This is a genomic window from Halobacillus naozhouensis (assembly GCF_029714185.1).
Classification (GTDB): domain Bacteria; phylum Bacillota; class Bacilli; order Bacillales; family Halobacillaceae; genus Halobacillus_A; species Halobacillus_A naozhouensis.
In genome coordinates this window covers 3,172,661-3,194,877 of the sequence record NZ_CP121671.1, presented here as the reverse complement: position 1 = coordinate 3,194,877, position 22,217 = coordinate 3,172,661, and the positions used below count along the sequence as shown (strand labels likewise).

Annotated in this window: 16 protein-coding genes; 14 read left to right on the top strand and 2 right to left on the bottom strand. The window is 43.2% G+C overall.

What is annotated here, in order from left to right; genetic code table 11:
- Positions 1-10: 10 nt before the first annotated feature.
- The 9 genes from celB (at position 11) to P9989_RS16545 (ending at position 11,566) form a co-directional block, all read left to right on the top strand.
- A complete protein-coding gene (gene celB / locus P9989_RS16585; protein ID WP_428841941.1) occupies positions 11-1,318 on the top strand; it encodes a PTS cellobiose transporter subunit IIC in 1,308 nt (435 codons plus the stop codon).
- A gap of 31 nt (positions 1,319-1,349) precedes the next feature.
- Positions 1,350-1,673: a PTS sugar transporter subunit IIA gene (locus P9989_RS16580; protein ID WP_079527591.1), complete on the top strand. Its 324-nt coding sequence runs from the start codon at positions 1,350-1,352 to the stop codon at positions 1,671-1,673.
- Between the two features lie 15 nt (positions 1,674-1,688).
- The gene (locus tag P9989_RS16575) at positions 1,689-3,077 is read left to right on the top strand and encodes a glycoside hydrolase family 1 protein (RefSeq protein ID WP_283075974.1); all 1,389 of its coding nucleotides are present in this window, start codon (positions 1,689-1,691) and stop codon (positions 3,075-3,077) included.
- A 29-nt stretch (positions 3,078-3,106) separates the two neighbouring features.
- A complete protein-coding gene (locus P9989_RS16570; RefSeq protein WP_283075973.1) occupies positions 3,107-4,438 on the top strand; it encodes a 6-phospho-beta-glucosidase in 1,332 nt (443 codons plus the stop codon).
- Between the two features lie 125 nt (positions 4,439-4,563).
- Entirely contained in the window at positions 4,564-6,489 is a 1,926-nt protein-coding gene (locus P9989_RS16565) for a BglG family transcription antiterminator (protein ID WP_283075972.1), read from the top strand.
- A 113-nt stretch (positions 6,490-6,602) separates the two neighbouring features.
- A complete protein-coding gene (locus P9989_RS16560; protein WP_283075971.1) occupies positions 6,603-7,592 on the top strand; it encodes a LacI family DNA-binding transcriptional regulator in 990 nt (329 codons plus the stop codon).
- 181 nt (positions 7,593-7,773) lie between these two features.
- Positions 7,774-9,177, top strand: a complete 1,404-nt coding sequence (locus P9989_RS16555) for a sucrose-specific PTS transporter subunit IIBC (RefSeq protein ID WP_283075970.1) — start codon at positions 7,774-7,776, stop codon at positions 9,175-9,177.
- A 70-nt stretch (positions 9,178-9,247) separates the two neighbouring features.
- Positions 9,248-10,678, top strand: a complete 1,431-nt coding sequence (locus P9989_RS16550; protein WP_283075969.1) for a sucrose-6-phosphate hydrolase — start codon at positions 9,248-9,250, stop codon at positions 10,676-10,678.
- Positions 10,679-10,696: 18 nt separating this feature from the next.
- A complete protein-coding gene (locus tag P9989_RS16545; RefSeq protein ID WP_283075968.1) occupies positions 10,697-11,566 on the top strand; it encodes an ROK family protein in 870 nt (289 codons plus the stop codon).
- Between the two features lie 51 nt (positions 11,567-11,617).
- On the opposite strand, the gene manA is transcribed toward P9989_RS16545, so the two are convergent.
- On the bottom strand, positions 11,618-12,574 hold the full coding sequence (gene manA / locus P9989_RS16540; protein ID WP_283075967.1) for a mannose-6-phosphate isomerase, class I: 957 nt from the start codon (positions 12,572-12,574) through the stop codon (positions 11,618-11,620).
- Positions 12,575-12,751: 177 nt separating this feature from the next.
- On the opposite strand from manA, the gene P9989_RS16535 reads away from it, so the two are divergent.
- The 4 genes from P9989_RS16535 to P9989_RS16520 all read left to right on the top strand — a co-directional run bounded on the left by P9989_RS16535 (position 12,752) and on the right by P9989_RS16520 (position 18,388).
- Positions 12,752-13,480, top strand: coding sequence for a MurR/RpiR family transcriptional regulator (locus P9989_RS16535; RefSeq protein WP_283075966.1), 729 nt, complete (start codon positions 12,752-12,754; stop codon positions 13,478-13,480).
- A gap of 131 nt (positions 13,481-13,611) precedes the next feature.
- Complete coding sequence (mngA, locus tag P9989_RS16530) at positions 13,612-15,567, top strand: PTS 2-O-a-mannosyl-D-glycerate transporter subunit IIABC (RefSeq protein ID WP_283075965.1); 1,956 nt, start codon at positions 13,612-13,614, stop codon at positions 15,565-15,567.
- Positions 15,568-15,591: 24 nt separating this feature from the next.
- Positions 15,592-18,207, top strand: a complete 2,616-nt coding sequence (gene mngB, locus P9989_RS16525; RefSeq protein WP_283075964.1) for a mannosylglycerate hydrolase — start codon at positions 15,592-15,594, stop codon at positions 18,205-18,207.
- A gap of 58 nt (positions 18,208-18,265) precedes the next feature.
- Positions 18,266-18,388: a hypothetical protein gene (locus P9989_RS16520; protein ID WP_283075963.1), complete on the top strand. Its 123-nt coding sequence runs from the start codon at positions 18,266-18,268 to the stop codon at positions 18,386-18,388.
- 108 nt (positions 18,389-18,496) lie between these two features.
- Here the strand turns inward: P9989_RS16520 and bglX are convergent, their stop codons facing one another.
- Positions 18,497-20,662, bottom strand: a complete 2,166-nt coding sequence (bglX, locus tag P9989_RS16515; RefSeq protein WP_283078954.1) for a beta-glucosidase BglX — start codon at positions 20,660-20,662, stop codon at positions 18,497-18,499.
- Positions 20,663-20,879: 217 nt separating this feature from the next.
- Between bglX and P9989_RS16510 the strand changes: the two genes are divergently transcribed.
- Positions 20,880-22,118 (top strand): sugar ABC transporter substrate-binding protein, encoded by a 1,239-nt coding sequence (locus tag P9989_RS16510; protein WP_283075962.1) that lies wholly within the window; start codon positions 20,880-20,882, stop codon positions 22,116-22,118.
- Positions 22,119-22,217 lie beyond the last annotated feature (99 nt).

Here is a 22,217-nt window from a genome sequence, read left to right as displayed (position 1 = left end):
TGTAAGGGGGATGGGTACAGTGAACAAATTCATGGATGTTTTAGAAAATATTTTAATGCCTGTAGCGGATAAATTAAATAATAACCGGTACTTAACATCATTGAGAGACGGTTTTATGATCGCATTGCCATTAATTATTTTTGGTTCCATTTTTGTGGTTATTGCAAATCTGCCTTTTCTCGACCTGTTAATTGGAGAAGAAGCTTATGCCGAATATCAAGCAGCATTAGCCCCTGCTTCAGCCGGTACGCTTTCGATCATGGCTACTTTTGTGATTGTCGGGATCGGTTACAAATTGACAGAGTTTTATGAGGGAGAAGCTATTTATGGTGGAGTGACTGCTCTGGCCGCCTTTCTCATCTTAACTCCTCAAGTTTTGGGCGATGTGACTGGCGTCATAGCTGCGGAAAACTTAGGAGCAAAAGGAATGTTCTTAGGTATCTTTACAGCTTTTACAGCTGCTGAATTATATCGTTTCTTCACGGAGAAAGACTGGACGATTAAAATGCCAGATGGTGTCCCGGGTGCTGTGTCACGTTCGTTTAGTGCATTAATACCGATAACTTTTACACTATCTATCTTTTTAATGATACGTATTATTTTTAGCTACACACCGTTTGGTGATGTACAAAACTTTATTTATACAGTTGTTCAGGCCCCTCTAACGGCGCTTGGAAGTGGCCTCCCGGCTACTATCGCTGCCGTTTTACTTATTCAAATCTTTTGGTTCTTTGGGCTCCATGGGCAGATTATCGTTAACTCTGTCATGGATCCGATTTGGTATTCACTTGCGACAGAAAACCTGGCAGCGTTTCAGGCAGGGGAAGAGGTCCCTCACATCGTAAGCAAACAGTTTATTGATTCTTTCATTGTCGGCATGGGTGGATCAGGAATGACGCTAGCCGTCATCCTGGGAATCTTTTTAATCGGAAAAAGCAGGCAAATGAAAGAAATTGGTAAGATCGGAGCTCCAGCTGGAATTTTCAATGTGAATGAACCGATTATTTTTGGGTTGCCTATTATTATGAATCCAATTGTTCTTCTTCCCTGGTTAGTGGCCCCGGTCGTGGTAACGGTCATTACGTATATGGCCATGGCTTCAGGTTTAGTTCCACCGCCTACGGGGGTTATCGTACCATGGACCACTCCAACGATCCTAAACGGAGCGATCGCCACTAATTCTTGGCAGGGTGGCGTACTGCAAGCTTTCAATATCGTTGTTGTATTCTTTATTTGGTGGCCGTTCTTGAAGATCTTGGATAACCAGTACTATGAATCTGAAAGAGATGATGAAGAATCAACGAATCAGAGTGCCTAACTAATACTAAACTTCGGGAGTGAGCAGGTTAATGGAAAATAAAACAGAAAACAAAGATATCACAGAAATTTCCTTTCAAATTATTCTCTATGCAGGAAATGGTAAAGCAAATGCTATGGAAGCCATTCAACAAGCGAAAGCAGGAAATTTTGAGGAAGCGGACCGTTTAATCGAAGAGGCTGGAGAAGAGCTGGTCAAGTCACATCAGTACCAAACAAAGTTATTGCAAAAAGAGGCAAGTGGAGAGGAGAACCCGATAAATGTGTTATTGGTTCACTCTCAGGACCACTTGATGACCTCGATGACCGTTCGTGACCTGGCTGTAGAAATAATTGAAATCTATAAGAACAAGTAAGGGAGGAATTCGCTTATGTCTGTAGAATACAAATTTCCTAAAGATTTCTGGTGGGGAAGCGCAACGTCGGCTACGCAAATCGAAGGAGCTGCTAATGAAGGAGGAAAGGGCCGGAATATATGGGACTATTGGTATTCCAAAGAGCCTAATCGCTTTTTTGAAGGGGTAGGACCGGAAACGACTTCCGATTTCTATCACACGTATCAAGAAGATATTAAGAGAATGAAAGAAATCGGGCACAATACGTTCCGGCTCTCGATTTCCTGGTCAAGATTGATTCCAGGTGGGAAGGGGGAGCTCAACCAAGAAGCAGTCCTTTTTTATAATCATGTCATTAACGAATTAATAGCTCATGAAATCGAACCATTTGTCAATCTGTTTCATTTTGATATGCCACTTGAAATGCAGGAAATGGGCGGATGGGAAAATAGACAGGTTGTCGATTTATTTGTTGATTACGCCAATTCGTGCTTCGAGCTATTTGGCGACCGGGTGAAAAAATGGTTTACTTTCAATGAGCCGGTCGTTCCAGTCGAAGGCGGATACCTTTATGACTTTCATTATCCGAACATTGTGGATGCAAAGCGAGCCATCCAAGTCGGTTACCATACTATGATTGCCAATGCTAAATCTATTAAGGCATTTAGGTCCCACCATTTTAAAGACAGCCAGATTGGGATCATCTTGAATCTGACCCCTTCTTATCCAAGAAGTCAAAATCCGGCTGATCTAAAAGCGTCGCAAATAGCCGATTTATTTTTTAATAGAAGTTTCCTGGATCCGGCAGTCCTAGGCAAATATCCACAAGAGTTCATACAACTGTTAGAAGAACATGGACAGCTTCCGCAAACGGAGGAAGGTGATACCGCCTTAATTGCCGCCAATACAGTTGATTTGCTGGGCGTGAACTATTACCAGCCGCGGAGAGTGAAAGCAAAAGATCACTTACCAAACCCCTACAGTCCATTTATGCCCGATTGGTTTTTTGATAACTATGAGATGCCTGGTAGAAAAATGAACAAATACCGTGGCTGGGAGATTTATGAAAAAGGAATATACGACATCATGATGAATCTTAAAGAGAATTATGGGAACATCGAATCGTTTGTATCTGAAAACGGCATGGGTGTTCAAGATGAAGAGCGTTTCATAAAAGATGGAAGAATTGAAGATGATTATCGAATTGACTTTATAGCGGGGCATTTAAAATGGCTTCATCAGGCCATTGAAGAAGGGTGTAATGCAAAAGGCTATCATTTATGGTCGTTTATGGACAACTGGTCATGGATGAATGCCTACAAAAATCGGTACGGTTTCTTCTCCGTGGATATTGAGACAAAAGAGCGTAAACCGAAGAAAAGTGCTTACTTTATGAAACGTGTTGCTGAACAGAACGGTTTTTAAAATCAATTTGTTAAATGCGGGGTGAAAAGATGGAAGGAATCAAGGTTGTTACAATTGGTGGAGGCTCCAGCTATACACCTGAATTAGTCGAAGGGTTTATTAATAGGTATGAAGAGTTGCCAATCCGCGAGCTTTGGCTGGTAGATATCCCTGAAGGAAAAGAAAAATTGGAAACGGTGGGGGCATTAGCTAGGCGAATGGTTGAAAAGGCTGGTGTATCCATCGAAATTCATTTGTCTTATAACCGCGAAGAAGCCCTGGAGCAGGCGGATTTTGTGACCACCCAAATTCGCGTCGGACTGCTGGAAGCCAGGGCGTTAGATGAATGTATTCCATTAAACTATAATGTCATCGGACAAGAGACAAACGGGCCGGGGGGTTTATTTAAAGGACTGCGAACGATACCAGTTATCCTGGATATTTGTCGGGATATGGAACGATTATGTCCAAACGCGTGGCTAATCAATTTCTCTAACCCTGCAGGCATGGTTACAGAAGCGGTTTTGCGATACAGCCCTATCACGAAAACAGTTGGTTTATGTAATGTCCCGATCGGTATGAAGATGGGTGTCGCAGAGATGATCGGAGTTGATGCGGAGCGCATTTTCATCGATTTTGCCGGGTTAAATCATATGGTGTACGGAACCGATGTTTATTTAGACGGAGTACGTATAACCGATCAGGTCATAGATAAACTTAGCAACGGTATTGGGTTAACGATGAAAAACATTGTTGATTTAGGCTGGGAACCCGAATTCATCCGGGCTCTCGGAATCTTGCCGTGTCCCTATCATCGTTACTACTATCAAACGAGTAAAATGCTCGAGGCGGAACTTGCGGAAATGAATGATACCGGTACGCGCGCGGAGGCTGTGAAGCAATTAGAGCGTGAATTACTTGAACTATACAAAGACCCTGATTTAGCAACTAAACCTCCACAATTGGAGGAGCGTGGCGGGGCTTATTATAGTGATGCTGCCTGTAGTTTAATTAGTTCCATCTATAATGATAAAGGTGATATTCAGCCTGTAAATACGAGGAACAATGGGACTATTAAAGGTTTACCAGATGATTCCGCAGTAGAGGTTAACTGCGTCATTACGAAAAACGGTCCTAAACCAATTCAAGTCGGAGAACTGCCTGTCGCAGTTAGAGGACTTGTGCAGCAAATTAAATCGTTTGAACGAGTCGCTGGTGAGGCGGCTGTTACAGGAAATTACAACAAGGCTCTGCTGGCGATGACCATCAATCCACTCGTCCCATCTGATTCAATAGCTAAACAACTAATAGATGACATGTTAGAAGCTCATCAAGACTATTTACCTCAATTCGATCATCCAGCATCAGTTAGAAAAGGATAACCGATTAAATTGTCTGAAGAAGAAGATGTACAAGAAGGTTCTGATGCTTGGTTCAGAGCCTTTTTGACACTAAATAAACACGACTGAATTTGGAAGTGAGAGGATGCAGCATGCTAAACTCCCGGATGACCATTTTATTACGTGAACTCATGGCTGCTGATACAGCTTTAACGAGCCGATATTTGGCCTGTGTTACAGATGTATCATCCCGAACAGCCAGAGAGGATATAAAGCAATTAGATGAATTGCTCGAGGGAGCCCATATAGAGTCAATCAAGGCAAAGGGGTACCAGCTTACAATCCACGATAATCAGCAGTTTCGTAGCTACTTAAAAAATGCATATCAAGAGAAACCGTTAGATGACCCCGTTATCCCTAACTCTCCTGAGGAAAGAGTTCGTTATTTAATGAAACGGCTTTTGTTAGAAGACAGCTATGTGAAGTTAGAAGATTTATCAGAGGATATGCACATTAGTAAATCAACCATTCAAAATGACCTAAAGCACGTCAAACAAATCTTAAAAAAGTACGAGATTGTACTGGACAAGCGTCCAAACTATGGACTGAAAGTAAAAGGTAGTGAATTTAAACTGCGTTTTTGTATGTCAGAATACGTATTTGAACGGGATAAAAAAGCGGAACCCCCCAACCAAATTTTAACGGATCAGCTTGATTCCTTAACAGAAGCTCAACTATCAAAGATATGGACGATTATTATCGAAGAGATCAAAGCAAACGAAATTACTCCATCGGATATAGCGATGAATAACTTATTTATCCATATCGCGATCGCCTGCAAGCGAATTAAATCAGGGCACCATGTTTCTATATATAAAATCAACTTAGATGAAATTCGCAATCAAAAAGAGTATGCCGTGGCTGACCGAATCGTTGCTAAGGTTGAGGAATGCCTTCAGCTCACTTTTCCTCATGAAGAAGTAGCATATATTGCGATTCACCTAATGGGGACGAAGATGATTTCACAGACTAATATGAAGGAGGAGGAAATTGGGAAGGTACTTGATAAAGACATTTATCAGGTCACGTTAGCGGTTTTAAATAGAATTGAAGAAAAGTTCGATCTCAATATCCGTCATGACCGTGAACTTATTGTAGGGTTGGCTCTGCATTTAAAGCCAGCTATTAACAGGTTTAAGTATGGGATGAATATCCGTAACCCTATGATTGATGATATCAAGTCTAATTACCCTTTGGTATTTGAAGCAGGAATTGCAGCGGGGATGGTCCTTGAAGAAGAGATGGGGGTAGCGATAGATGAGAATGAAATCGGCTACCTTGCCCTTCATATCGGTGCGGCTATCGAGCGGGGCAAAATAAAACAAGGGCCAAAACGCTGTTTGATTGTTTGTGCATCGGGTTTTGGTAGTGCACAATTACTAAAATACAAATTACAGTCCGAATTCGACTCCAAATTAGAAGTAGCTGCAACAACGGAATACTATAAACTTCAGCAATGCCCCCTTGAAGACATTGATTTTATCGTAAGTTCTATTCCTATTCCAGACCTCCTGCCAATTCCAGTCATTGAAGTGAACACTATTCTAGCGGAAAAAGATCTTGAGAAGATCGAAACGATGGTGTTTAAGAACACAGTGAGGATGTTTGATTACGTGAAGGAAAACCTAGTGTTTCTTGACCAGCCTTTTTCAACCAAAAAAGAAGTGCTCACCTTTATGTGCAAAGAGTTGGAAGATAAAGGATTGGTAGATGACCGTTTTCAGGAGTCTGTAGAAGAGAGAGAAGCTGTTGCACCAACAGCATTTGGGAATCTAGTTGCCGTCCCACACCCAATCACGCCCCAGTCCGATCAGACCTTTCTGACATTTTGTACACTTAAAAAACCTATTCAGTGGGGAGAAAAACGTGTTCAATTCATTTGCTTGCTGTCTGTGAAAAAGGGGAGTACAGAAGATCTCCAATCTATGTACGAAATGCTGGGGGGGATTATCGATGATATATCGCTAGTACAAGAGTTAATCAAAAGCAAATCCCGTTATGATTTTACCCAATTATTGCTATCGAAATCATGATGGGGTGACCAATCAGCTCTTTTAAACCCATCTAAAATAGCCAGCGCCGGTTAGACATCCTTACCCTTTTCCCATAAAATAGTCATAGATATGAAAATGATGGAGGATCAAGTATGACGACAATTAATGACATCGCAAAAATGGCTAACGTATCACGCACGACGGTTTCCCGGGTTCTGAACAACAGTGGATACGCCAGCGAAGAAGTGAGAAAAAGAATTCTTAGAATTGTGGAAGAAACAGGATATATGCCAATCGTTTCAGCGAAGTCGTTGCGGACGAAAAAGTCCGGGGTCATCGGTGTGATTCTTCCTAAAATCAGCACAGAAACGTCAAGTCGCGTGGTAGGTGGAATTAATGAAGTGTTATCCAGGGAAAATTTTCAAATTTTACTGACGGATACAGAACTGGATAGGGAAAAAGAAATTGAATATGTACGCTTGCTAAAAAGCAGGCAGGTAGACGGCATTATTTTGCTTTCTACGAATGTGAATGATCGATTGATTCGAGCTATTAGTGAAACCAACTTGCCGTTTATTTCACTTGGGCAAGAGCTCCCCGGTTTTCCTTCCGTTGTTTACGATGATTACAATGCTGCCGTAGATATGACAAATATGCTAGTTCAAAATAGATACCAGCGTATTGCCTTTATCGGAGTCGGCGAAGATGATCCGGCTGTTGGCGGGTTGAGGAAGCAGGCTTATATCGAGACGCTTGAGAAGAACGGATTATCTATGGAGGAGCGTTTGATGGCGGTTGGTGATTTTAGTATTGAATCAGGTTATGAAGGAATGAAGGCAATCCTCAAGCAGTGCGGGAAAGATGTGCCTGATGCTGTATTTGTCGTAACGGATCGGATGGCAATTGGGGCGATGGAATACTTAAAGGAGCAGGGGTACCGTATCCCGGAAGACATCGCTGTTGCTGGTATTGGCGCTTCAGCTTTATCCAAGTATGTTACACCATCGCTTACCACGATTGAATATCATAATAAGGAGGCGGGAAGGAAAGCTGCGGGGATCCTGCTGGCGCAAATGAAAAATCAACAAATAGAAAATAAAATTGTGCAGAACTATAGACTGATTCGGAGAGATAGTGTATAGTACTAGGTGAAGTTTGTGTGTAATCGATTACACACATATTTTTTAAAATCTGATGTAAACGCTTCAGTTTATTTTTTGACTAATGTGTAATCGATTCCCTATTAAGGTGAACTCATAAAGGAATTTTTTATTTTATTCAATATGTAATCGATCACACAATTAACAAAAAGGAGGATCTATCATGGCTAGTAATTCTGAAATTGCTAAGCAGGTTATTGAGTCAGTTGGTGGAGAGGACAACATCCAATCGATTGCCCACTGTGCTACACGACTGCGGATTATGGTGCATGACCGTGAACAAGTTAACGTGGAAGCCGTTGAGCAAATCGATAAAGTGAAAGGTGCCTTTTACAACTCTGGTCAGTATCAGATTATTTTTGGCACAGGGACAGTGAATCGGATTTATGAAGAAGTAACTAATCAAGGAGTCACTGGTACATCAAAGTCGGAGATGAAAGAGGAAACAGCTAAGCAGGGAAACGCTTTTCAACGAGCGATTCGTACGTTTGGTGATGTGTTTGTTCCGATCATTCCCGTGCTGGTCGCCACGGGTTTATTCATGGGTCTTCGAGGCCTCCTCACGCAAGAAACTGTACTAGCGTGGTTTGGTTTAGTGCCTGATGATATTTCAGAAAACTTCCTCCTGTTTACACAAGTGTTAACAGATACAGCCTTTGTGTTCTTGCCAGCTCTCGTGGCTTGGTCCACATTCAGAGTGTTCGGCGGGACACCGATTATTGGACTGGTACTCGGGCTTATGCTTGTTTCCCCGTCATTACCCAATGCCTGGGCAGTAGCAGGTGGAACAGCAGAACCGATTTATTTTCTAGGCTTTATTCCCGTCATTGGTTATCAGGGATCAGTTTTACCAGCGTTTTTTGCCGGAATTGTAGGGGCTAAATTTGAAAGATGGTGCCGGAAGCGTGTACCAGAAGCACTGGATCTGATCGTAACACCATTTCTAGTGCTGCTTGTGATGATTGTGCTGTCTCTTATGGTTCTTGGCCCGATCTTACACTTAGTAGAAAATTGGATTTTCTCAGGAACACTTGCACTGCTAGGTCTTCCATTTGGATTAAGTGGACTCATTATCGGGTTTTTTAATCAAATCATTGTCATCACAGGTGTCCACCATATATTCAACTTTTTAGAAATCCAATTGCTTGAAAACTTAGGCTACAACCCATTTAATCCTATTGTTACAGGTGCTATCGCGGCCCAAGGTGGCGCAGCCTTAGCTGTTGGTGTGAAAACACAGTCTAAAAAGTTAAAAGCGCTCGCCTTTCCCTCATCCATCTCTGCCTTTCTCGGTATTACGGAGCCAGCGATCTTTGGTGTCAACTTACGTTATGGCAAACCGTTCATAATGGGGCTGATCGGGGGAGGTATCAGCGGTTTCCTGGCTGCTATTCTAGAACTTAAAGCAACAGGGATGGCCATTACAGTTATCCCGGGAACACTGCTTTACTTGAATGAGCAAATTTTCTATTACTTGCTTGTTAATATTGTAGCCATTGGCGTGGCCTTTGTCTTAACATACATGTTCGGGTTTAGTGATAAGGATCATAATATAAACGAGAAGTAGTGTAATTATATTGAAAAAGGACCTGGTAGCGTCTACTGGGTCTTCTTTTTCATGAAGGTGGAGGAATTGTATGAGCAATGATCGAAGGTTAAGAGAACAAGCAGATACAGCTATCGAAACACATCAGGAAATCGTGAAGCAGGATCCTTACAGGCAGGCGTTTCACATGTCTCCACCAGTCGGACTGCTCAATGACCCGAACGGCTGGATCCAGTGGAAGGGTACGTATCATCTATACTTTCAATGGATGCCGTTTCACACAGGGCACGGTGCCAAGTTCTGGGGCCATTTCAGTTCCGACAATCTAGTGGAATGGAAACTGGAACCGACCGCCCTGACGCCGAGTGACTGGTTTGATCAAAGCGGCTGCTACTCAGGCAGTGCGATTGATTATGACGGGAAAATGAAAATCTATTATACTGGAAATGTGAAAGATGAAAACGGTCAACGGGAAACCTATCAATGCTCGGCTGAATCGGTCAATGGCATCGAGTTTGTTAAAAATGGTGTTGAGATTGAATTGCCGCAAGGGTACACGCCGCATTTCCGTGATCCAAAAGTGTGGAAGCATGGCGACCATTGGTACATGGTGATTGGTGCACAGACCGAGGATCTCTATGGATGTGTTGTTCTGTTTGAATCAGAGGATGCGAAGGAATGGGGGTTCAGAGGAGAATTGTCACATTCAGCGGGAAAAGAATTCGGATATCTCGGTTACATGTGGGAATGTCCCGACCTGTTTACTTTGAACGGGCAAGATGTGCTTCTCTTTTCCCCACAAGGCGTCGAAGCTGATGGTATCAATTATAATAATCTTTATCAGACAGGCTATGTTGTAGGAAAACTAGATTACCAGCAAGCGCAATTTCAGCATAACCGGTTTGAAGAACTTGACCGTGGCTTTGAATTTTATGCTCCGCAGACAACGTGTGACGACAAAGGCAGACGCCTGTTAGTTGGCTGGATGGGGTGTCCGGATCAGGAAGAAAAGGCGCAGCCGACACACCGCTACCATTGGGTTCACTGTATGACGATTCCGAGAGAGTTAAGTCTTGAAAACGACAAATTGATCCAGCGTCCAGTGACAGAACTAACAGATTTGCGAACCGTGCAACGGTATGATGAGCAGGTTGCGGAAAAAGGTATTTTTGAACTGGACAGGGTGTCTGAAATGCAAATAGACGGGCCTATTGAAGAGGTCAACCTGTTGAACTACGCACGGTTGGTTTACGAACGAGATAGTGGGCTGCTGACACTCTTGCGCCCTGCCCTCAATGGGACGGTTGAATCGCGCAGCTGTAGACTGCCGCAAGGAGTGAACCAGTTGCAGCTATACATCGATCGGTCCTCTGTTGAAATTTTCGTAAATGACGGAGAAGAAGTGTTTACGTCACGCATGTTTGCTGACACAGAAGCACGAACAGTTGAAGTGAAAATAGAAGTATCTACTACTGCGAATGTGAAGGTTTGGAGTTTGAGAGACGATGTGATTCATTTTTAAGGGAAAGGAACTGAAGCCATGAAAATAGGAGCGATTGAAGCAGGCGGTACGAAGTTTGTGTGCGCCATCGGCAATGAAGAAGGGCAAGTTTTTGAAAAGACAGTCATTCCGACTCAATACCCTGACATTACGATGCCGGCGGTGTGCCAGTTTTTCAAAGGCAAAGGAATTGAACGAATGGGAATCGGCAGTTTCGGGCCGATAGATGTAAATGAACAGAGCGACAGTTATGGGACCATCCAGGAGACACCGAAGACCGATTGGGTGGATTTCCCGCTCGTCCAACGTCTGACCGAGGAATTAGCTGTCCCAGTGAAGGTCGATACAGACGTAAATGTGGCCGCATTATCAGAGGCGGCATGGGGAAATGCCACAGATGTGGATTCGTGTCTTTATATTACAGTTGGGACAGGTATCGGGGCTGGCGCAATGGTGAACGGAGCTACGTTAAAGGGACTTTCACATCCAGAAATGGGCCATATTGCAATCAAGCGCCATGAGGAAGATTCATTTGATGGTACATGCCCTTATCACGGTGATTGCTTAGAAGGGATGGCAGCCGGACCTGCACTTGAGAAACGCTGGGGAAAAGCAGGTAAAGAATTGGCTAATGATGAAAAAGTGTGGGAAATCGAAGCGTATTATTTAGCTCAGGCTCTCGTGAATTACATTTACATTCTATCCCCAGAGCGGATTATTATGGGTGGAGGTGTCATGCAGCAGGAGCATCTCTTTGGCCTGGTTCGTAACCAAGTAGTGGACATGCTGGCGGGCTATGTCAGCTCACCATTGTTGTCCCCGGAGCATATTGATGATTATATTGTTCCGCCGGGCTTGACGGACGAAGCTGGGATTAAGGGAGCACTTTTACTAGCGGCAAACTCATAAAGGTAAAAAGAAGCCAGTTTCCAGGGTCGCCTTGGAAGCTGGCTTCTCGTTTTATTTATTTGAAACAGATGTAATGAAGGAGGCTGTGCCTTCAAGCATATAGGATTCAACGGTCGCAGGGATGATGAAGTGATCTCCTTTTACAAACGAAAAGATTCCTTTATCCGTCGTTAGCGTTCCTTCACCGTCTAACACGCTGAACAGTTGATAGTTCTCAGACGTAATACGATGGCTTTTATCCTGTAAGGTCCAGTGATGAACCGTGAAATAGGTTTCCTCGACAAGCTTTTCCTTATCTATGCCATCCTCGGACCATTGCGTACGTTCAAGCACTGGATTCACATGCGGCACATTCGTGACATCGAGCGAGCGGTCTAAATGCAGTTCGCGCTTCTCGCCATTTTTATCTGTACGATCGTAGTCATACACACGATACGTAATATCGGAGCTTTGCTGCGTTTCTAAAATTTGAATGCCTTCCCCAATCGCATGAATCGTCCCGCTTGGCACATAATAGAAATCGCCAGGTTTGACGGGGATGCGGTGCAGCAGGTCATTCCATTGGCTCTGTTCCACCATGGCTGCCAATTGTTCCTGGCTTTTCGCATGATGACCAAAAATAATTTCGGCACCTTCTTCACAATCTATCACATACCAGCATTCCGTTTTGCCGTAGTTCTGCTGTTCAACATCCCTAGCATACTCATCATTCGGGTGCACTTGAACAGACAGGTCTTTCTTTGAATCGAGAATTTTCACGAGCAGTGGAAATTCTTCGCCCTCTTCATTGTCGAAAAGTTCACGGTGATGGCTCCAGGCTTCGGCTAACGTTTTCCCTTGCAGCGGGCCGTTCTTAATTCGATTGGCTCCATTGGCATGCCCGGAAATCCCCCAGCATTCTCCGGTAGTTTCAGAGGGAATATCATAATTGAAGATCTCGTTCAGTTTCGTGCCACCCCAGATTCGTTCTTTAAACTCTGGTTGTAGAAAAATGGGTTCGTTATACATTGCAGCTTACACCTCTTTGAATAGTTGATGTCATTACAGGTATTGTACCATAATCCTGAATGCGGATATGATGTTGCCGAGATGATTTTTAACCTGATGAAGTTTTAACAGCTGGGAGTGCAGTCTCGTGTTACAATTAGACTACTTTTAACAAGATGGATTAGAGGTGACGAACGAATGAATTTGCAGGATCGTGCCCATAAGTATGAGTACAAGCTAAATGATACAGACGATCAGATTGTCAACTATATTCTTGACCATAAAACAACAGTAATCAGCACGTCGATTCAAGCTTTGGCCGAGACGCTGTACACCGTACCGAACACCATTACACGTTTGTCCAAAAAGCTTGGGTACGATGGGTTCTCCCAGTTAAAAAATAATCTGAAGGAGGAAGTTCAGGGAGAGGAAGCAGAGCAGGATAACAGCATCCAGTATAATATGAAGCGAACGCTTGAGCTGCTGGATCAAGAAAGGCTAATCCAAATTGCTAAGAAAATTCATCATTCGGAGCAAGTCTACGTATTTGGGGTTGGCGATACGGTCCCCTTTTGCGAAATTCTCTCCACTCACCTTAAAATCGGTGGAAAAGCAGCAGAGTTCTTCTTGCATCGTCATGATGCTGTGTATGCCATCAATCACGCCAATAAACATGATGTCCTCTTGTTGATCAGCATGTCCGGAGAAACGCAGCAAATATTAGAAATGGTGGACTTGGCTAAATCACGAGATGTCACCATTATCTCCCTGACACATTTCACCCGCAACACGCTGCAGGCTAACGCTGACTATAGCTTTTTCTTTTACTCTCCTAAACGGATGCTTGAGAACTACAATACTTCTGATAAAGCCCCGGTGATGCTCGCCTTGCAAGTATTATCTAATATCTTTTGGGAAACTGTATGATGTGTATAAATACACATGTAAACGGTTTCTTTTTGTTTTTTCGTGTACTTTTTTTCAAATAAGCAAGCGCTTACCTCGCCTGTGCTAAGCTAAGGTCAAGTTAAAATTATGCATGTGAGGAGGCAATAGTGATGAGATTACAAAGTTTGACCTCATCTGACTTAATCAGTACGTATCAATCCTTTTCCACAAAAGATGAAGCGATTCGTTATTTAGTCGATCAGCTGAATAACAACGGCAAGCTTCACTCCAAAGAGGATTTTTACCAGGCTGTTATAGAACGAGAAGCCTTATCTCCAACAGGATTTGAAGGAGGATTAGCGATTCCTCACGGCAAATCTAAAGCGGTTAAGGAGGCAGCTTTCGCAGTTGCCACGCTTGAAACGCCTCTAGAGGATTGGGAGAGTATTGAGGAAGAGAATCGAGTGGAACTCGTCATGCTTCTGGCTATTCCCAAAGAGGAGGCAGGGTCAACCCACTTGAATTTGCTCGCAGAACTCATGACAAGACTGGCAGATCCAACCTATAAAGAAAGACTGATGCAGGCGAAAACTAGTGACCAATTCTTTGCAGCTCTTGACCATGAAGAAGAGGAAAAAGAATCAAGCGAGCAGGAAGTAAGTAGAACCATTCTTGCGGTGACAGCTTGTCCAGCAGGGATTGCTCACACCTATATGGCAGCAGAGGCTCTCGTGAGAGCAGGGAAAGAATTGAATGTTAAAGTTGCCGTTGAAAAGCAAGGGGCAAATGGCATCGAGGATCGGCACTCAAAGCGCCATGTTATCCAGGCTGATGCGGTTATCTTTGCAGCGGATGTTGCTGTTAAAGATCCTGAGAGGTTTTCCAAATTACCTAAGGTGAAAACAACCGTTGCCGCGCCTTTAAAGAATGCGAAAGGGATCCTTGAAGAGGCAATTGCGAAATCGGATCAGGCCCCGACATCACACGATAACTTTCAGGAAATAGACGAAGAAGAAGAGCCTGAAAGTAAACCATTTAAAACAGAGATTAAAGATTCTATTATGACTGGTATTTCCTATATAATTCCGATTATTGTCGCTGGTGGAATGACACTGGCTTTTGCTGTACTTGTCTCACAGGCGTTTGGATTACAGGAGGTTTATGCAGAAGAAGGGTCCTGGCTGTGGTTGCTGCGTCAACTAGGCGGCACAATGCTTGGAACACTCATGGTTCCAGTCTTATCAGCATACATGGCTTACTCTATTGCTGATAAGCCTGCACTCGGCCCAGGTTTTGCTGCCGGGATTGCGGCGAACTTGATTGGCAGTGGCTTTTTAGGTGGTATGCTCGGTGGTTTCCTTGCCGGTTATATCATTAAGTTTCTTAAGAAAAATGTGCAAACATCAGGGACATTTGCTGGTTTCGTCAGTTTTTGGCTATATCCGGTTGTAGGGACGCTTTCCGTTGGTGCGATTATGCTATTTGTTATTGGAGAGCCTTTGGCAGCCATAAACACCGGTTTAATTAACTGGCTGGAAGGGTTGTCCGGTGGAAATGCCATCCTGCTTGGGATTATTTTAGGAGCTATGGTTTCCTTCGATCTCGGTGGTCCGGTTAATAAAGCTGCCTATACGTTCTGTATTGGTGCAATGGCAAGCGGTAATATTATGCCATATGCTGCTTTTGCTTCTGTCAAAATGGTCTCAGCCTTTGCTGTAACCGGGGCGACGATCATAGGCAGAAAATACTTTACGAAACCTGAACAGGAAGTTGGAAAACAAACATGGCTGCTTGGCCTGGCCGGGATTACAGAAGGTGCGATCCCATTTATGATTAATGATCCACTCCGAGTCATACCTTCACTGGTAGCAGGTTCAGCTGTCACAGGCGGAATTGTAGCTTACTTCGGAATAGGCTTAAACGTACCGGGAGCAGGAATCTTTTCACTCGCCCTGCTTGAAGGTCCGCCATTATTAACAGCCGCTAGTATCTGGTTCGGAGCTGCCATACTTGGCGCATTTATTTCCATGATTTTACTCATCATCACTCGTAAGAATAAATTGAAAAAACAATCCAGAACACTAGAGGCTGAAGAAAACATCGAGATGGAACCAGCCGCTAATTAAAAGAGACAAGGGGAGGGATTACGAATGAAGCAGGTGCACATCGTACCCCATATGCATTGGGATCGTGAATGGTACTTTTCAACAGAGGAATCACGAATATTACTCGTCAACAATATGGAAGAAATTATGGATCGTCTAGAACATGATCCTGATTATCCTTACTACGTATTAGATGGACAGACATCCATTTTAGAGGATTACTTTGCTGTAAAACCTGAAGCGAAGGATCGCGTGAAAAAACTAGTACAAGCAGGCAAGCTGATCATTGGTCCGTGGTACACACAAACTGATGAAATGGTGGTCGGCGGAGAATCAATTGTTCGAAATTTATTGTATGGGATTAAGGACAGCAAGGAATTTGGCAGTCCGATGAGGATCGGCTACCTGCCTGATTCTTTCGGTCAATCAGCGCAAATGCCCCATATTTTAAACGGGTTTGATATTAACTATACGATCTTCTGGCGCGGCACGTCGGAACGTCATGGAACGGATAAAACGGAATTTTACTGGGAAACGAAGGATGGCTCGAAAGTTCTTGTCCAGCTGCTCCCGCTTGGCTATGCAATTGGAAAGTATTTACCGCAAGAGGAATCCGCTCTGCAGCAGCGAATGGAAAAATACTTCCCAGTCCTTGATCGTGGAGCAACTACAGAGCATCAGCTCCTCCCTAATGGACACGACCAGATGCCAATTCAAAAGGATATCTATGAGGTCATCGAGAAATTGAAACAGCTCTATCCAGATCGGGAGTTTTTCTTAAGTAAATATGAGAATATTTTTGCTGAAATAGAAAAACAAGCCAACCTGGCGACAATATCCGGAGAATTTCTGGATGGAAAGTATATGCGTGTCCATCGCAGTATTTATTCCACAAGGATGGACATTAAGGCAGCCAACACCCGTGTCGAAAACAAGATTACAAATGTGTTGGAACCACTGGCCGCCATGGCTTATGATTTAGGATTCGAATATCACCACGGACTGATCGAGTTGATCTGGAAAGAAATCATGAAAAATCATGCCCATGACAGCATTGGCTGCTGTTGTTCCGATAAAGTCCACCGAGAAATAGCGAATCGACTCTTTTTAGCGGAGGAGAAAACCGACCAGCTGATTGAGTTTTATAAGCGCAAGATTGTGGATTCGATGGATACCAGCCATAAGATGGATCGACTAACATTGTTCAATTTTCTTCCTTATGAGCGGGAAGAGGTAGTAACAACAGAAGTCATTACGAAGTTCAACGCTTTTTCCCTGCAGAATGAAGAAGGGGAAGAGACGGATTATGAAGTGCTGCATGCAGAAGAAATTGATCCCGGCCTGATTGATCGTCAAATCGTTCATTACGGCAATTATGAACCGTTTATAAAATATAAAATCCAACTTAAGTTAACTCTGCCGGCAATGGGGTATCGAACTCTTTTCGTAATAGAGGATTCAGAATCTCGAGCGAGCAACATTCAAACAAAACAAACCATTGAAACGGATTATTACACGATCTCAGTGAATCGCAATGGAACGTTAAATTTTTGGGACAAGCAACTGGAGAAATTTTATGACCAGGTATTGTTGCTGGAAAATGGCGGCGACGATGGAGACGAGTACGATTATTCTCCATTAGAAAATGAAGAGCTGATTTTCAGCGATGATGTGAAAGCAGAGGTTGCTGTAGAGCAGAACGATTATGCTGCAACGATTCAAATCAGTTATTCCTTGAACGTACCGGAAGATATTCAGGAGAGAATGACCGGGGAGAGGACAAGTTTGGTAGACGTTCAGTTCGCCCTTCATATTCCCAATCATAAATCGCTAATTGAAGTCACATGTGAATTAGATAATCATGCAAAAGATCATAGGCTGCGTGCGTATATTCCTGCAGGGCTGGTTTCATCATTTTCTATTGCTGACAACCAATTTGGTCACATTAAAAGAGATGTGTATGATTCAGCCATGGATATTTGGGAAAAGGAAAATTGGAGTGAGCGTCCAGATGCCATTTATCCGATGTTAAACTATGTCGGGATATCGAATGAGGAACGCGGGATGAGTGTTCTGACAAACAGTACGAGAGAGTATGAAATCGTCGGAGAGCATTATGACACGATTGCGCTCACACTGTTCAGAAGTATTGGTCATTTAGGAAAAGCAAACATGCTGCGCCGCCCTGGCCGGCCTTCAGGAATTAAGCTGCCGACACCAGATTCCCAGATGATTGGGAAGCTTAAGCTTGAGTTCGCTATCCTTCCTCACAAAGGGAGCACACTGAAAGCTAATATTGCAAAAATGGCTAAGGAGTATATGACACCTGTTCATACGTACAACAAAATTCCTTACAATGCTATGAAATTAAATGATTCGGGCCTTCAGACACCTCTTACTTATCAACTTTTGAAGGAAGAGAGTGGGGGCGTTGTGTTAAGTGCCTTGAAGAAGTCTGAACAGAATGATTCATTGATTTTAAGGGTATTCAACCCTTCAGATCAAACGACTGAAGTCAGCTACTGTATAGAAGGCAGTGTGAAGCAAGCTTATCGAACAAACTTAAATGAAGACCAGCAAGAAGGATTAGCCACAGATCAAGGTATGATAACTGTTCCCCTAAAGGTTAATCAATCACAAACGATTTCAATAAAAAGGTAGAAGTAAAAGCCAGAGATCCGATCTCTGGCTTTTACTCTCTTTATATAGGAGGGGAAAAATGGATTTACCGTTGCGCCTGATCCTTTTAAAAGCAGCATTACTGCCGTCCAGGCTTCTGAAACAAGATGATTGCATGGAGAATTGGATTGAAAGCCTGCGAGTCGAAAATGGAGAAGTGTAATTACAACAGGCTAAGCAGCAACTCGTCCATCTCATCAGGTCAACGCGATGAACATTACATGAAAACTAGGCGCCCGGAACATACCGGACGCCTAATAAGTTCATGGAGCTAAGCATTTACTAGCTTGAATTTTCTTGCTTGGACATCCCTGCTATTGGGGCCGACAAACACCTCAAACTCGCCAGGATCACTCTTATAGTCAAGGTCCGGATGATAATATCGTAATTGACTTTCGGTGATTGTAAACTCTACGGTTTTTGCTTCACCAGGTTGAAGGGTTATTTTTGTAAAATCCTTTAATTCTTTAAGCGGTCTGACAACTTCTCCCACTAAATCACGAATATAAAGCTGAACGATTTCTTCTCCAGCCATTGAGCCGGTATTCTTGACATCCACATGAACTGTTAACTTCTCGGCTGGTGTGATTTGTTCAGTTGAAAGGGAAATATTACTATAATGATAGGTGTTGTAACTTAGACCATAACCAAACGGAAACAATGCTTCATTTGGAATATCCAAGTATTGAGAAACGAAACGAATTTGAGCGTCAGGGGCATCTTTAGGACGCCCAGTATTAAATTGGTTGTAGTAGATTGGTACTTGTCCTACAGAAAAGGGAAAAGACATGGAGAGCTTCCCTGATGGATTAACGTCTCCAAATAAAATATCAGCAATCGCGTTCCCGCCTTCTGTACCCGGATACCAGGCTTCTAACACGGCATCAGCATGATGTACTATATCTCGGACATCTAGTGGACGCCCATTAAATAAAACGGCTATAACTGGTTTTCCGAGTGACTTCAGTTGTTTCAGCAATTCTAATTGAATCTCAGGCAAGCGGATGTCAGCACGTGAACCAGCTTCCCCGCTCATATCCGAGTGCTCACCAAGCCCTACTACGATGACTTCCGCTTCTGAAGCGGTTTGCAACGCCTCCCGCAGCTGCTGTTCAGTACCGGTCTCAATCCCAGATCCTTTAGCGACGAGTAAATCGTCTGCATTCAGATGCTGTTTCATCCCGGTATATAAGGTGACCGTATCTTCAGCGGAGCCTCCCCAGGACCACGGTCCAAGGATATCTGTATTAGCTGCGAATGGGCCAATGAGGGCTGCTTTTTTATTTTTTTGCAACGGCAGCGCTTCCTCATTCTTAAGCATAACGACAGACTTGGCTGCAAGTTCACGAGCCGCTTTCCGATGTTCAGGAGCAAGGATAAATGTTTCTTCATCTGCTTCGTTGGCTTCGCGGAAAGGGTTCTCAAATAATCCGAGCTTGTTTTTTAAACGAAGGATTCTCAGGACGGCTTCATCAATCATACTTTCCTCTAATCGCGCTTCCTCTACTAGTGAGCCAACATGTTTGAAGTAGCAAGACGTCATCATCTCAATGTCAACACCAGCTTCAAGCGCTTTTTGAGCGGATTCTTTTTCATTTTCCGCTACTCCGTGGGGGATTAACTCTTTAACGGCGCCCCAGTCCGAAATTAATACTCCGTCAAAATTCCACTCGTCTCTTAACAGGTCCCTCATTAATTTTTTATTCCCTGTTGAAGGGATCCCGTTTAAGATGTTAAAAGCCGTCATAACCATCTCGCAGCCTTCATCGAGGGCAGCCTTGTAAGCGGGTAAATAGGATTCTCGCAGCATCCACTCAGACATATCGACGGTATTGTAGTCACGCCCCCCTTCAGGAGCACCATAGGCTGCAAAATGTTTCACACAGGAAGCGACTTTGTAGGCATCCTGTTGTAAGTCGCCTTGAAAACCTCTGACGAAAGAGCGGGCAAATGCACTGTTTAAGCATGTATCTTCACCAGTTGCTTCCATTACCCGCCCCCATCGTGGTTCTCTTGATAAATCGACCATCGGGGCAAAGGTAACGTGAACACCTGATACGGCAGCTTCTTTTGCTGCCAGGGAAGCACTTTTTTCTGCCAGCTCTAAATCCCATGAACACCCGATCGCGAGTGGTACAGGAAAGATCGTTCTAAAGCCGTGCACAATGTCTGACATAAATAGTAAGGGGAGTCCTAAACGGTGGTCTTCCATATGCTTTTTTTGAATGTTTATAGTTTCTTTGGCACCGGAAGCGCCTAACACAGAACCTGTGTTTTCAATGTCATCATGACCGATCCCCATGTCTTGCATAGGCCCGGTAATTTGTCCTTGATCAGAAGCTCCTTTAAAAAAAGGAGTAGCTAACTGCACGAGCTGTCCTACCTTTTCATGTAGTGTCATTTTGTTCAATAGAGAAGTAAGCTGGCTATCATTCATCATAGATTCCTCCTGGTAGTGTAATTGAAACGTTTCGAATAGTTTTATAGTAAGAAGTATAAGTGGATAATTAGGGTAAGTCAATAAGTTAAATACTATTATTAAAGACTTATTTAGTAAAAACAAAAATTTCAAAAAAGTTGTTGAAAGCGGATTCAATATTGAGTAGAATATATTTATCGAAACGTTTCAACAATCAAGTAAAGGGGTGGATATTGTGGTGAAAAAGAAGCTGTTCGGGTTAATGGCTATTATTGTTTTATCCAGTGTATTAGTTGCTTGCTCTGAAGAGAGCGGGTCGTCAGATGGTGATGAAAATACAATCTCCGTATGGGCCATGGGTGAGAAAGGCAAAAAGCTTAAAAAGTTTAGTAAAAAGTTTGAAGAAGAAAATCCTGATTTGAAAGTTGATGTGCAAGCTATTCCGTGGGATAGAGCACACGATAAGCTGCTTACGGCTGTAGCTTCAGGTAACGGACCCGATGTTGTGCAGCTAGGTACAACCTGGGTGGCTGAATTTGCGGAAGCCGGTGCATTAATGGACTTATCAGAATATGTGGAGGATTACCCTTCATTTGCAAAAGAAAACTACTTTAATGGATCTGTTTCCACGATGAAATACGATGATCAAATTGTCGGGATCCCGTGGTACGTAGATACTCGTGTTCTATACTATCGCACGGATCTGCTGAAAGAAGCAGGCTATGAAGAACCTCCTAAAACGTGGAAAGAATTAAAAGATGCAGCAAGTAAGCTGGCAGATCGTGGAGAAGAGTATTATGGATTAGATATTGACCGTAATGATCAGATCACTCCTTTTATTTTTGCCTGGCAAAATGGGTATAAAGCTAATTTAGAGGAAAATGACCTTAACTTTGACTCCCCAGAATTTAAAGAAGCGATTAAATACTATACCAGTTACTTTGAAGAAGGAATTGCTCAAGCTCAACAAGGTCTCGATATTGTCCAGGCGTTTAAAAAAGGGACAAAGCCAATGTTTTTCAGTGGTCCATGGATGATTAATATCATTAATGACCAGGCTCCGGATCTTGAAGGAAAATGGGCCACAGCCGTTATGCCAAAGAAAGTGACGAACACTTCCAGCATGGGCGGGGCTAATCTATCTGTCTTTCATAATTCCGATAATGTAGATGGGGCACTGAAATTCATCTCTTTTATGACACAGGTAGATACTCAGATTGAATGGTTGAAAGCTTCGAATACGCTTCCTTCCAGAACGGAAGCCTGGGAAAAACCTATTATGAAAGAAGATCCAATGTATGCGACTTTCGGCAAACAACTCGAACATACGAAGCCTGGTTTGCCAACACCACAGTTTGAACGTATTGCTCAGGAGCTGTTAAGTACGATCGAACGAATCGTAGTTGGCGGTGCTGATTTAGAGGAAGAACTTAAGAAATTTAACAAGACCGCGCAAAATTTACTCGAAGAATAATGCACGTTCTGTATGGATGATGGGGTGGAAAGGAGGTCTTCTTTCATTCCATCATCATTTTTTATCAAAAACAGAATGATTATAGATAGGTGGGTTTCC